This is a genomic window from Paraburkholderia sp. SECH2, from assembly GCF_030464795.1.
Lineage (GTDB): Bacteria > Pseudomonadota > Gammaproteobacteria > Burkholderiales > Burkholderiaceae > Paraburkholderia > Paraburkholderia aspalathi.
Genome location: NZ_JALPRH010000012.1, coordinates 82,464 through 95,944 on the forward strand (window position 1 = coordinate 82,464; position 13,481 = coordinate 95,944).

Annotated in this window: 10 protein-coding genes; 2 read left to right on the forward strand and 8 right to left on the reverse strand. The window is 60.3% G+C overall.

The annotated features are described in order from the left end of the window. Positions 1–24 precede the first annotated feature (24 nt). From M0D66_RS20555 to M0D66_RS20590, 8 genes are all read right to left on the reverse strand, one after another. Positions 25–1,512 (reverse strand): catalase, encoded by a 1,488-nt coding sequence (locus tag M0D66_RS20555; protein WP_256458289.1) that lies wholly within the window; start codon positions 1,510–1,512, stop codon positions 25–27. A 690-nt stretch (positions 1,513–2,202) separates the two neighbouring features. Then, positions 2,203–3,381 (reverse strand): porin, encoded by a 1,179-nt coding sequence (locus tag M0D66_RS20560; protein WP_266211448.1) that lies wholly within the window; start codon positions 3,379–3,381, stop codon positions 2,203–2,205. A gap of 53 nt (positions 3,382–3,434) precedes the next feature. Next, entirely contained in the window at positions 3,435–4,640 is a 1,206-nt protein-coding gene (locus M0D66_RS20565) for a DSD1 family PLP-dependent enzyme (protein ID WP_234487815.1), read from the reverse strand. 42 nt (positions 4,641–4,682) lie between these two features. Further along, a complete protein-coding gene (locus tag M0D66_RS20570) occupies positions 4,683–6,113 on the reverse strand; it encodes an aldehyde dehydrogenase family protein (protein WP_266211449.1) in 1,431 nt (476 codons plus the stop codon). A 72-nt stretch (positions 6,114–6,185) separates the two neighbouring features. Further along, positions 6,186–6,947: an SDR family NAD(P)-dependent oxidoreductase gene (locus tag M0D66_RS20575; protein ID WP_266211450.1), complete on the reverse strand. Its 762-nt coding sequence runs from the start codon at positions 6,945–6,947 to the stop codon at positions 6,186–6,188. A gap of 60 nt (positions 6,948–7,007) precedes the next feature. Continuing rightward, the gene (locus M0D66_RS20580; protein ID WP_093635073.1) at positions 7,008–8,552 is read right to left on the reverse strand and encodes an APC family permease; all 1,545 of its coding nucleotides are present in this window, start codon (positions 8,550–8,552) and stop codon (positions 7,008–7,010) included. 217 nt (positions 8,553–8,769) lie between these two features. Further along, a complete protein-coding gene (locus M0D66_RS20585; protein ID WP_093635072.1) occupies positions 8,770–9,702 on the reverse strand; it encodes a LysR substrate-binding domain-containing protein in 933 nt (310 codons plus the stop codon). A 223-nt stretch (positions 9,703–9,925) separates the two neighbouring features. Next, positions 9,926–10,891: an ornithine cyclodeaminase family protein gene (locus M0D66_RS20590; protein WP_266211451.1), complete on the reverse strand. Its 966-nt coding sequence runs from the start codon at positions 10,889–10,891 to the stop codon at positions 9,926–9,928. A gap of 188 nt (positions 10,892–11,079) precedes the next feature. Between M0D66_RS20590 and mug the strand changes: the two genes are divergently transcribed. Then, positions 11,080–11,661, forward strand: coding sequence for a G/U mismatch-specific DNA glycosylase (gene mug, locus M0D66_RS20595; RefSeq protein WP_266211452.1), 582 nt, complete (start codon positions 11,080–11,082; stop codon positions 11,659–11,661). A gap of 557 nt (positions 11,662–12,218) precedes the next feature. Beyond that, the gene (locus M0D66_RS20600; RefSeq protein WP_266211453.1) at positions 12,219–13,472 is read left to right on the forward strand and encodes an efflux RND transporter periplasmic adaptor subunit; all 1,254 of its coding nucleotides are present in this window, start codon (positions 12,219–12,221) and stop codon (positions 13,470–13,472) included. Positions 13,473–13,481: the final 9 nt, after the last annotated feature.

Below are 13,481 nucleotides of genomic sequence, written 5' to 3' on the forward strand. Positions count from 1 at the left end.
CTTGCGCAGGCTTCCGTGCATGCTTCAGTTATCGCTCAGGTGTGCGGCCGCATCCTTCACACGGGTGACATCCGCGTTGGTCGCACGCGCGAGACGGGTACCGTAGTCGGCATCAGCCTTATAGAAGTACGAGAGCATTGCGTACTTGTTCGCGTCGTTGGTCACGCGGCCAAGGTCGCCCGACAGCGCCGTGATCAGATCGGTCTTGCCGGTCTCGGACAGCGTCCGGTAATACTCGCCGGCCTGACGGAAGTCGAGCGTCTTGTGGATCGCTCTTTGCTGGGTTGTCCCGTTCAGCGGCGTCTGCACGGACTTGTACTTGTCCTGCTGCGAGATTTCGGCGACTCCGGATGGCTCGTAGTTCACTTCGCCCTTTCGATCGCCCTCGTTCATGAAGCCGTCCTGGTTGTTGTTATAGACCGGGACGACGGGGCGATTGATCGGCAACTGGTTGTAGTTCGGGCCCAGGCGATACATCTGCGTATCGGCGTAGGAGAACAGACGACCCTGCAACATCCGGTCCTCGGAAGGCTCGATCCCCGGCACGAGCCGCGACGGCGCGAATGCCGATTCTTCCGTGGACTCAAAATAGTTGTCCGGAATGCGGTTGAGCGTCATCGTGCCCACCTTCTGCTCCGGGATGGAAGACGGCCACACCTTCGTGTCGTCCAGCGCGTCGAAATCGAATTTGTCCAGATCCTTCGGCGAGAGCACCTGGATGTAAAGGTCCCACTGTGGATACGAATGCGCCTTGACCGAGTTGTACAGGTCATTGGTCATCAGATTCCAGTCCGCGCCGATCGAATGCGGGATATCCTGGGGACGAATGCCTTCGACACCCTGCCGGCTCTTCCAGTGAAACTTCACGTAGTGAACTTCCCCTTTCGCATTGACGAACTTGAAAGCGTGCACGCCGTAGCCGTCCATGTGGCGATACGAATCCGGCATGCCCTCGTCCGTGTAGAGGTGCGTCAGCATGTTCGTCGCTTCGGGTGAATGAGCAAAAAAGTCAAACGCCAGATTCGGATCCTGCACGCCAGTCACCGCCGATGGCTTGTTCGCATGCACGAAGTCAGGAAACTTGATCGCGTCCCGAATGAAGAAGATCGGCCAGTTGATGCCGACCATGTCCCAGTTGCCTTGCTGCGTATAGAACTTGATAGCGAAACCGCGCGGGTCTCGTGCCTGCTCGGGCGAGCCGCGATAGCCCATCACCGTCGAGAATCGGACGAAGACCGGCGTCTTCGATCCAGGCGTGAACACCTGGGCAGAGGTGAGGGAACTGATGTCTGTAGTCGGCACGAACTCGCCATAGATACCTGTGCCACGCGCATGCACGACGCGCTCGGGTATGCGCTCGCGGTCGAAGCGCTGCAGCTTCTCGATGAGATGAGAGTCCTGCAAAAGCACCGGACCTTCGGGGCCCGCCGTCTGGGAGTTCTGGTTGTCGCCGACAGGGGACCCGCTATCCTGGGTCATATCCACGGCAAACGCCGGTTGAGCGATCGCCATGGCGGAGACGATCGAGAAAATGCTTGCCGCAATCTGTGTCTTCAGTATTTTCACGTTGTATTCCTGGTTCATGGGGGGAAACCGGAGGAATCCTATTACTCAGACATTCGATTATCCAATCTCTTTTTTCTATCATTTCAATAGTCACTGAATTCACTTAGACAACAAAAATTACAAAAATAAAGTTGACAATTGACGCGAATTTATTCGACAGGAAATCGCAGATCCAATGACGGAAATGTGAATTGAAAGATCGTTCTGCATTTCGTAGGGGAAATCTGCCGTGGGTCTTGCGGCATTGCCCTTTTCTCAACAATGACGCCGTGGCACGCTTGCAGCGTCTTGCGTACGCTCCGTGCGTGGTGGCGCTGTGTACGCTTTACCCAGTTCGAATAATTTCAACTGAATTTATTATTTTTTCGCATACCCTTATGAATGATATGCTTTTATCCAGCACATCCAAAAAATGTTTTTTATTTTATAAACAACCTTAACTTAACCTTATCTTTGTGTGGAATAGCGTTAATTAAATAAGGAGCGTGGGCATGCATGCCAATAATTGGCGATGTCTTTCCTGATTTCATCACTCGTCTCGAATGTGAATTGAAGCGTTATCAATAATCATTCACGCGACAAAGCGCTTGCGTGGGTTCACGATCGCGAAAGCCACGCAAGCGAGAGCGCTGCGCTTTAGAACTGATGCCGCACGCCGAGCAGTACCATCGTCTCCGAGTTCTTACCCGAATCGAGGCCATAGGAGCCGATCGATGCGGTAGCTGCCATACTGCCGCCCGTGCCGTCAGCCGTTCGACCAGATGCCTTCTGATATGCAGCGAGTGCGTAGACGTCCGTACGCTTCGAGAAAGTGTAGTCGGCGCCCAGGCTAACCTGATTGTAGGTCGCGTCGGTTTGCGCACCGCCGTCGCCCTTGGTGAAGTTGTAGCCGACGCCCAATGTCGTCGTGGGAAACGGTTTGTAGTTCACATAGACCGTAGCGTTGTTAAAGTGGGTATCGGCCGACAGCGATCCTTCTCCGTATGCGACATTGCTGTATGCCGCGCCGAACTGGAACAAGCCGAGTTGATAACTCGCGGCCGCGCGAATCATGCTCACCGACTTCGCCGAGAACAGTCCGCGATTGATACTCGAAAAATAGGGGTTGTCGGTTGTCGGCGCGCTGGCGCCCGGTGCGAGCGACACACCGCTGCTGGTCAACACGAAATCGTTCGCGAAGTTCGCGTGAAGGTACCCGGCGGCAAGATTCAGCGGACCGTTCGCATATGCCGCTGCAAGCGCATAGGTCTGACCGCTCGACGCGCTGCCCGCAACTCCGCCGAGCGCATACATTCCTTCCCACTGAAAGCCCGCGTAACTCGGGCTCACATACTTCACGGCATTGTTGACGCCAAGGCTTTCATCGTAGTTGTCGAGATCGCCCGGAGTCGCAAACGCCGACCCGAATATCGCGTCTTCCGTCAGCGGTTCGATGAGGTCGACCAGCGGATCGAATTGCCGGCCAAGCGTGACAGTGCCAAGCGGAACGCTCGCCAGGCCGACAGTCGCCACGCGACCGAACTCCCGCCCGTTGTTGTTCAGGGCACCGTTGCTAAGAACAAAGCCGTTTTCGAGCCTGAAGACTGCGGAGAGTCCGCCGCCCAGGTCTTCCGTGCCCTTCAAGCCCCAGGAGTTGGCGCTCAGCGTCCCGTTTATCATCTGGAACGCGCTGCCCGTCCCGCCATTCGCTTTCGGCAGATTGCTCACATAGCCGATGGCGGTATCGAGCGTGCCGTACAGCGTCACGCTGCTCTGCGCCTGTGCGGCGCTGGCCAACGCGCTACAGGCAAGCGCCGCCAGAAGTTTTATCTTCATCTGATCTCTTCTTCGTTGAATTTAAACTGCGTCTGTCCAATGTGGCTGCATCTTCACCATCCCCTGAATCTCGACCATTGGTCGACAATCTCGCGCGATCCAGTCTGTATGACCTTGTAGTGATCGTGCTGGGCGGCGGTCGGGCACGCGTGATTGGGAAGAATGCGCACCAGCGAGCCGATGGGCAGTTGCGGTAACTGCGCGTCCGCCCCGCTGCGCAGCGCGAGAATGCCCTGCTCCTGATTCGCCTGGGCCATGATCAGGCCGGGGTACGGCACACCATTCACATCGCAGACCACGCCGTAGCCCTGATCGAGCTTCTGCGATGCTGTGCCGCGATCGCGCGACATCGCCATCCAGCCCGCATCGACCAGAATCCAGCCCTTGTCGGGTTGATGGCCGATCACGGTCGCGAGCACGCTGAGCGCGATGTCATCGACGGTGCACACGTTGAGGCCCGCCATCACGAGATCGAAGAACACGAACACCCCGGCGCGCACTTCCGTAACACCGCTCAGATCACGCGCGAAGTGGGCCGTCGGCGTCGACCCCACGCTCACTACCGGCGCGGGGAGACCCGCGTCGCGCAACACGGTTGCACACGCAACCGCTTCCGCACGTTCGCGCTCGGCCATCTCGCTGATCGCTTCGACGGTGTCGCACGCGTACGATTCCCCCGCATGGGTCATGACGCCGCGCAACAGCGCGCCACCCTCATGCAGCACGCGACCGATAGCCACCAGTTGCTCAGACGCTTTGCGGCTTACGCCAGCACGATGACCGTCGGAGTCGATCTCGATCAACGTGGGAATAGGATCGCGACTGATGCGTGACTGCTTCGCGACCGCGTGGGCGGCATCCAGGCTGTCGACCACCACCGACAGATCGACCCCGCGCCGGCGCAATGCTGTCACGCGCTCGAGCTTGCCCGGCGCGATACCGACGGCATAGAGAATGTCGCGCACGCCGCCCTCCGCGAATTGCTCGGCCTCGCGCAACGTCGACACCGTTGCGGGGCCGGCCGGGCCATCCATGACACGGCGAGCAACGTCGAGCGACTTCCCCGTTTTCAGGTGCGGACGCAGGTTGACACCGAGCCCCGCGAGCCGCCCTCGCAGACGGGCGATGTTGCGTGCCATCCGGCTTTCGTCGAGCAGTAGCGCCGGCGTAGCCAGATGTTCGATTGATCGGCTAGCAACAGGAACGTATTGCGAATCGCCGACAGTAGTCGGCTCACCGCGCAAGCGCGGTGCGGGCATGATGCTGGTCATGAGTCGGAATGTAGAAAGAAGTGAACGCACTTACAGCGCGACAACACCGGTCTTGATCTGCGCAAAGCTACGCAGCCCCTCCGCGCCTTTTTCGCGGCCGTAGCCCGAGCGTTTGAAGCCGCCGAACGGCAGCTCGACGCCGCCGGATGCGCCATACGTATTGACGAAGACCTGTCCGGCCAGCACTTCCCGGATCATCCGGTGCGCGGTGCCGATGTCGCGCGTCCATACGCCGGCGACAAGACCGTAGTCGGTACCATTCGCGAGACGCACGGCTTCATCGATATCGCGGAACGGCGTGACGGCCAGCACAGGACCGAATACTTCTTCCTGACCGATCGCGCTGTACGGATCGACGTTGTCGATCAGCGTCGGTTGGAAGAAAAAGCCGTCGCCCAGCACACCGCCGTTGAGTGCATCGCCGCCGACAACGATTTTTGCGCCGTGACTGCGTGCCCGTTCGACGAACGACATGACGCGGCCACGCTGAGTCTTCGAAATCAGCGGACCCAGCGCAGGGTCGTTCAACGCGGGACCGATCTCGACGTTGGCGAAGGCCTGCGCAATGCGCGCCACCATCACGTCGTGCACGCTTTCGTGGACCAGCAGCCGTGAGCCGGCTGAGCATGTCTGACCTGCGTTTTGCAGGATCGCATTGATCACACCCGGCACCGTGCGTTCGAGATCCGCATCAGCGAACACGATATTAGGCGACTTGCCGCCCAGTTCCATCGTCGCGGGAATCACGCGGTTCGCCGCTGCGTGGGCGATGATGCGCCCCACTTCGACCGAGCCGGTGAATGAGATGTGGTCGATATCGTCGTGACCCGTCAATGCCGCGCCCGCGGTCTCACCGTACCCGGTTACGACATTGAGAGCGCCGGCGGGCAGGCCTGCTTCGAATGCGAGCGACGCGAGCCGCACAGCGGTCAACGGCGCCTCTTCCGCGGGCTTCAATACGCAACAGTTGCCCATCGCGAGCGCCGGCGCAATCGTGCGCGCGAAAATCTGCATCGGGTAATTCCACGGGATCACGTGCGCCGTCACGCCATGCGGCTCCCACTCCGTGAAGATCATCGTGTCCGCATTCAGCGGAATCGATGAACCGTAGTGTGTTTCCACCGCACTGGCGTAGAAGTCGAAATACCGGGCGGTGAGTTCCGCGTCGCGTCGCGCCTGCTTCAACGGCTTGCCGGTTTGCAACGCTTCGAGACGCGCGAGATCCGCCTCGTCACGCTTGATCAGTTCGGCGATGCGCCGCAGAATGCGCGCACGCTCGGCAACCGCGACTCTGCGCCATTGCCGCGACGCGCGCCGGGCCGCGCGCACGGCGCGATCGATTTCGTCGGGACCACAATCCGCTGTTTGGGCGATCGCCTTGCCGCTGGACGGGTCCAGCACCGCAGCCGTGTTGAGTGTTTCGACCGACTCAGAGTCGATAAAGGCTGCCGTCTGTTTCATTGTGTGACTCCTGTAGGGGCGTAATCCGGCCGCCGCATGAGCGGCCGAACATTGCGGGAATGCCTGGGATGCCTAACGCGCGGTAAAGCCGCCGTCGAGCACGAGATTGGTGCCGACCGCGAACGAGCTTTCGTCGCTGGCCAGAAAAAGTGCGCCATAGGCGATTTCGCGCGCGTCGGCGACACGCATGATCGGCGCCCACGATGCCTGAGCCGCGGCGGTCTTCGCCGGGTCGAGGCTGTTGTCGACTTCCGCCTGCAGCAGCGGCGTACGCGTAATGCCGGGACACAACGCGTTGACGCGAATGTTGTGGCGGATCAGGTCGAGCGCGATCGATTTTGTGAACATCATTACCGCGCCCTTGCTGGCGTTATATGCCGGTGACTCAGGGACCGCGACGATGCCCATCTCCGAGCCGAGCGTAATGATCTTGCCGCCGCCGCGCTCGATCATCTTGGGTACGGCGTGCTTGACCATCGTGAACATGCCTTTGACGTTGGTGGTCAGAACCGCGTCCCACTCGTCCTCGGATAGTTGCTCGATCGGCATCACGCTGGTAATGCCCGCATTGCATACGAGGATGTCGAGGCCGCCATGCTCATCGACAGCGTGCCCTACCATGTAGCCGGCATCCGCCATCGAACGCACGTCGCCTGTGCAACCGGACACTGTGCCGTATTGCGCCAACTCGTCGACCGCCGCAGTAAGCGCCGCCGTGTTGATGTCGGTAATCACGACGCGGGCGCCCTCCTCGGCGAACAATTGCGCAATCGCCCTACCTATGCCTGACGCGCCGCCGGTAATCAGCGCGCTCTTACCATTCAGTCTGCCCATCATAGTTCTCTGGTTGGTTGCTACACGCCACGCACACACCTCTACGTGGCGAAGAAAATTTCAGGCCGCTTCGTTGCCGTAGCCAAGTGCCTTATCAGCGCCATGCATGGTTGCCGAGCCATGCGGCAGTTCATCGAGCGATTCGATTTCGACGTCCACCATTTCCGGAATCGCATCGCCCTCAATGAAGAGCACTGCGCCCAGGCGATAGAACGCCGGCGAGCCGCGACGCTTCAGTCGCCGGCCCCACAACGCGGCGAGCACGATCACGGCCACGACAATCCACGGGAACGCGGTCAACGGCGCGGCAGGCCACGGATGAACATTCAGCCAGATCGCTGCCAGGAAAATGACGTTGGAGATAACGGGGAACGCGACATGCAGCACCAGCGAAAACTCTGCGCGATAGCGTTTCCACATGAATACAGGCAATGCGACGTTGGTGAGAATCAGGATGGGCAGCATGCCGAGTGACGACAGATAGCCGAGATTGCCGAACGCGGACATCGGGTCCCACCAGAACCCCGCACCAATACCCACCACGAGGGTCAGGATCGAGTACACGATAATCGCGACGTGAGGCGTCTTGTGCTTCGGATGAGTACGGCCGAGCGCCTTGTGAAGCAGTCCATCGCGGCCCAGCGAATACAACACGCGGAAATTGGCGGTATGAATGGCAAGCACGACGGCGACGATGGCAGAGACGGCCGCGAGATCGACAAGATTGCCGTACATGTGCCCAAGGTAGCGCACGGCGAGGTCGTGAATCGGCTCCTGAGAGTTGGCCAGCTTGTCCATGTGCGCGGAGCCGTAGCCCACCACGATCGAATACATCGCGAATGTGAACCACAAGCCAGCGAGCACCACCGACCCAATCAGCGCGATCGGCAGATTGCGACGTGGATTACGGCATTCCTCCGCCACGGTCAGGCACGATTCGAAGCCGAAAAACGCCATGACGATAAAGACGAATGCCTGCCCGATGCCGCCGAATCCCTGATCCGCATGCATCGGCGAAAAACTTTCCGGCACCTGGCCCGCATCGCCGCCCTTGAACACGATGACGATCAACAGGCCACCCACCACCACGACTTCGGCAATCAGCAGCGCGACGTCGAATTGCATCGACGCATGGACCGAATACCACGCGAGAATACCGACCAGGACCACGACGCCGATCATCAACGCCCACCACGGCACCGTGATGCCGAAGTCATTCCGAAGTGCGTTGCTGAGAAAACCGCCGAACAGGTTGGTATTGATCGGGCTTTGCAGCGCGTACGCGAACAGCATCAGCATCCCGGCTGCAAAACCGGCTTCGGGTCCAAGACCCAGCGTAATGAACTTGTAGAAGCCGCCCGCTGACGTGACGCGCTTGGCGAATTCCGCGATCGTCAATGCCATGAGCGCAATGCCAGCGGTCCCTAGCACGAACACAAATGGCGAAGACACGCCGGCCTTGCCGCCGATCAACGCCGATATAAACATCACGCCGATGGTCGGCGAGATGAACGCGAGGGACATGCCCATCGCACTGATCAATCCCAACGCGTTGCGCTTGAGGCCATCGGCCTCTGCACTCGCGCTCACCTCTTTCGTAGTCATCGAATTGCTCCAGTCAGGTCAACTTGAGCGCATCGTAGGTGGCCACAAAATTGCAATCCAATGCCGAAATTCGATCACGCGATGCTGAGCGAGCATGGCGCTATGGCGTATACGTATGACTTATTCGGATGGGGATGAATAGAGACTTCGCGACCGGACCTGCCGATTGCGATGACGTATTGCGGCGACTTGAACGGCAGCTTGCGCTTTCAGCGACTCAGGCAGCAGCCGGCTGAACCGTATTGGTTGCGGAAGTGGCTGTTAGCGTTTCCCAGAATGCTTCGGCGCTGCTGGGCAAGCGAGCACGTGGACGGAACAGCGTGATGTCGACGTCGAGATCCCATTCGGAAGAGCCCGCGCGGACCAGTTCCCCCGATTCGAGCTCGCGACCAACCTGGCTCTGCGGCAGCCACGCAAGTCCGCGCCCGTCGCGCACCATCGAGTTCAGCACACCGGCGAGCGGCGAGACGAAGACGCGGTCGAGCCGATTGGCTGCGGGCGAGGTACGCAACAGGTTCTCCACCGCACGACCGATGGCAGACGTTTCGGCATACGCAAGGTACCGGCAGTGATGCGCAGGCGCACCGTCCAGAGAATCGAGCGGCTCATTGTCGGCACCGGGCCGCGACAACGGCAACAAGCGGTCGAAGCCAACGCGATAGACAAGAAACTGCTTGGGGTCGAGGCCAATATCGACGGAAGGATGTGTGTGGCACAGCATGAAGTGGCTCGTGCCCTGGAGCATCATCTGCACACACGCATTCGCATGCCCGGTATCGAGCCGGAACTTCAGCACTTCCCCCGCTTTTTCAGAAGCGCTGATCCACTGGGGGAAAAACGTCAGCGAAAGGCTGTGTGTCGCGACAAACTTGACCGTACTCGCGAGTCCCTCCGCTGCCGCACGCAATTCGTCGCGCCCCTGATAGAGTTGCCGGGCCACCTCCTCGGCAATGTCGCGGAACCGTTCACCCGCTTCGGTCAGCGCAATCGGCTGCGCGTTGCGATCGAGCAACCTGACGCCGACCCACTCTTCCAGCATCTTGACGCGCCTGCTGAACGCCGGCTGTGTCATGAAACGCAACTCGGCGGTGCGCGAGAAATTGCGCGTGGCCGCCAGCGTCAAAAGATCTTCAAGCCACTTCAGTTCCATGGACAGAAATCAGCCGCTCCAGTCGAAAAAACACCCACGCCGATGAAGTCGTGCCCGGCGAAGGCAGATACAAAACGAAGCAACTGCTGTGCCGGGCGAAACACGTCACATAGGGAATGCCGACGATCCATTGTGGTGCACACGCGCGACGCTGCCGGTGTCAAAGGAACTTGATGCACCATAAATGAGCACAAACACGTGGATCAACGTGGCCGCCTGTCGATCAAAAATCGCATGCAAACCCCAGCCCTTCTTTTTGCGCGCGTCGATAGGCGAGCGCTGCGACAGCCAGATCCTGCAGCGCAGTGCCGGTCCCGTCGAAGATCGTGATGTCGTCGGCTGCGCCGCGCTGCTGGGCGCCACTCACCAGCCCGCCGAGCGTGAGGCTCAGTTTTTCCGCCGTGAGCAATCCGCGGGCGTACGCATGTTGGCATTCGCCAATCGAGATCGCCTGCTGGATCTCGTCAACGACGATGCTGGCTGCCGCCACCAGTTCCACCTCGAGTTCCTGCTTGCCGATTGTGTCGGCTCCCATTGCGTTGATGTGGACGCCTGGGCGAATCCACTCGCGGCGGATCAGCGGCATATGTGACGGCGTTACCGTAATCAGCACATCGGCGTGACGCGCGACCGCCTCGAGGGACAACGCATCGAATCGCAGACCGTCCGCCTCGACCAGGTCGCGCAACGTGCGCAGGTTGTCCGGATTCGGGTCCCACGCCAGCACATGCGTGATCGGACGTACAGCGCACGTCGCGCGATATTGATGGATCGACTGTGCGCCGGTGCCGACGATACCGAGAATCGACGCGTCCGGAGACGCGAGACCACGCGTCGCAAGTGCGCTGGCCGCTCCGGTGCGAATGCCGGTGAGATAGTTCGCGCCTACAAGGGCGACCGCGCGACCGGTGTCGGCATCAAACAGAAGTACTGAAGACTGGTGATTGCCCAGCCCCCTTTTTACATTGCCCGGCCAGTAACCGCCGGCCTTGAGACCGAGCACCGGCAGCGATGCATCAAAGCCGGCTTTCACGCCGAATACGGCGTCGGCATGGCCAGTTTGTTCCCGCACGACGGGATACGATCGGGCATTGCCAGCGTAGCTCGCGGCAAAGGCACCGCCGACGGCGTCGATCGCGTCCTCGACGGACACGAGTTGGGACGCCTGTTGCTCCGGAACGATCAACATGAAAGCCTCGCAGCATTGAAACTCCCTAACATAGCGGGGCGGAATCCGGCTGGCCAATGCCGATACGGTCTGGACTCATGCAAAGACGGTTGCGGAGGAACTCAAGGCTGTAGCTTGTCCGCCGTGACGGTGTAGCCCAAACTGCTGCTCTCCTGGGAGCCTCTCCCCAATAAAGGATTACACCGTCCGTGACTCACTCCGATCCTCTGCAAAGTCTTCCTGACATTCTTGAACCAGGTTTGTCGGTGGTGTTTTGCGGAATCAATCCGGGCGTTCTTGCGGCATCGACCGGCCGCCACTTTGCCGGCAGAGGCAATCGGTTCTGGCGGGTCGTTCATCTGGCGGGCTTCACCCCTGAACAGATTTCTCCTGACGACGATCACACGCTCCTGCAGTACGGTTGTGGCCTGACGACCGTGGTCTCGCGTCCAACCGCACGAGCCGACGAACTATCGCCCCGCGAGTTCAAAGCGGCGGCGACGGAATTCGAACAGAAGATTGAACGCTATGCGCCGCAATGTGTTGCCTTCCTCGGGAAGATGGCGCTCTCCGCGATGTCGGGCACACGCGACATCGACTGGGGCCTGCAACCGACAACGTTCGGCGGCGCCCGCGCATGGGTGTTGCCCAATCCCAGTGGACTGAACCGGACATTCAGCCTCGACGCGCTAGTGATCGCCTACCGGGAACTTCGTCTTGCCGTTGCGCCGGCCGGGGGCGCGCTTTCTCCTTCAACGCGTGGCCCTGTTCGCTCGTCGCGACCCGAATAATTTCAACAAGCTTTCATCGCGCACTCCCGCTCGCGACGACCGTCGCCCAAAGAAAACCTCAACGATCAACCGTTCGTCAGCGCGAGCTGCAAGCCGAAAGACATCCGACGGAGTCTTTCAAACCTCAACATGTATCACTCCGGTAACTCAAGCCTTGCGCGCCCCTGGTACATTGACGCCATGCCTCGTCTCAATCGTTGTCCACCAGCTTCCACCAAGGCGAACATGAGCAACACACGGTCTGTCAGCAAGGCCCTCGCGGTAGTCGGCGATTCGCCGCACGCGCTATTTCGCGCGGCCACCTTGATAAAACGTTACCGCCAATTACGAAGCGCATTCATCGCTACGGATCCAGTCACCAGGCCATAACGTCGCCCTGTGCCGGTCACGGCCTTAAGCATTTTGCCCAGTCCGCTTTGCTTGCAATTAGATAACAGCAGTCCAAACAGTCGTTGGGTTGTGACAACGCGCGAGAACCATGGCATGTTCCCAACATCCCGGCAGAGAATGACTCCCCGTCCAACTATCAACGGCAGCATCTGTTTTCGGAGATACCTATGAGCGAAGCCGTGTCCAAGCAACCCAAGCGCTCCCGACGCGGGCTCATTCTGTTTGCGGTTGTCGTGCTGGCGCTAGTCGCGCTTGTCGTTGTCCACCTGTTGACCCAGAAGAAACCCACGCGCGACGTCGCACCGATCGTCGTCACTGTAGCGAGCGCTACACTCGGTTCGATGCCAGTCACGTTGAGCGAGCTCGGCACGGTCACGCCGACCGCCACCGTGACCGTGCTGCCGCAGCTAAGCGGCTACCTCACGGCCGTCGGTTATCACGAAGGCCAGGAAGTACAGAAAGGCCAGTTCCTCGCCCAGATCGATCCGCGCCAGTATCAGATCAGCAAGCAGCAGGCTCAGGCGACACTCGCCAAAGACCGCGCGACGCTGGCCCAGGCGCGTGCCGATCTGGTCCGCTTCACGCAATTGAACGAGCGCAAGTCGATCGCCCAGCAGACCTTTGCGGATCAGCAATTCCTCGTGCAGCAGGACGAGGCTGCAGTCCAGGCCGATCTCGCCAACATCGCCCAGTTCGACCTCGACCTGGCCTATTGCTACATCACCGCGCCGGTCGCCGGCAAGGTCGGCCTGCGCCTCGTGGACCCGGGCAACTACGTGACGGCGTCATCGTCGACGGGGATTGTCGTCATCACCACCATCAAGCCGACTACCGTGCAGTTCACGGTGCCGCAAGACGCGCTGGCCTCCATCGTGCAGCGCCTGAACGGCGGCGCCACCTTGCCGGTCACCGCGTATTCCAGCGACAACGCGCGCGAGGTTGCCACAGGCACGCTTTACGCCGTCAGCAACCAGATGGCCACATCGACCGGCACCGTCACCTTACGCGCCACTTTTCCCAACGACGACGAAGCGCTGTTCCCCAACGAGTTCGTCAACGTCAAGCTGCTGGTCGATACGATGCAGAATGCCGTGCTGGTGCCGACCCCCGCCGTGCAAACCGGCGCGCCGGGCGACTTCGTCTATCTGGTCAACGCGAACAACACCGTCTCCGTACACAAGGTCAAGCTTGGCCCGAGCGACGGCAAGAACACGGTCATCCTGTCCGGTCTCTCGCAAGGCAACCAGGTGGTCACGGACGGCACGGACCGCCTGAACGACGGCGCCAAAATCCAGCCGGCCAAGCCGAAGCCCGCAGCGGCGGGTGCGTCGGCCAGCGGCGCCGCCGCGGAGCCTGCCGCCTCCGAACCCGCTGCCGGGTCCGCGCCAGCAGCGGCGTCGGCTAATGCTGCTTCGTCGTAGCAGGCTCAC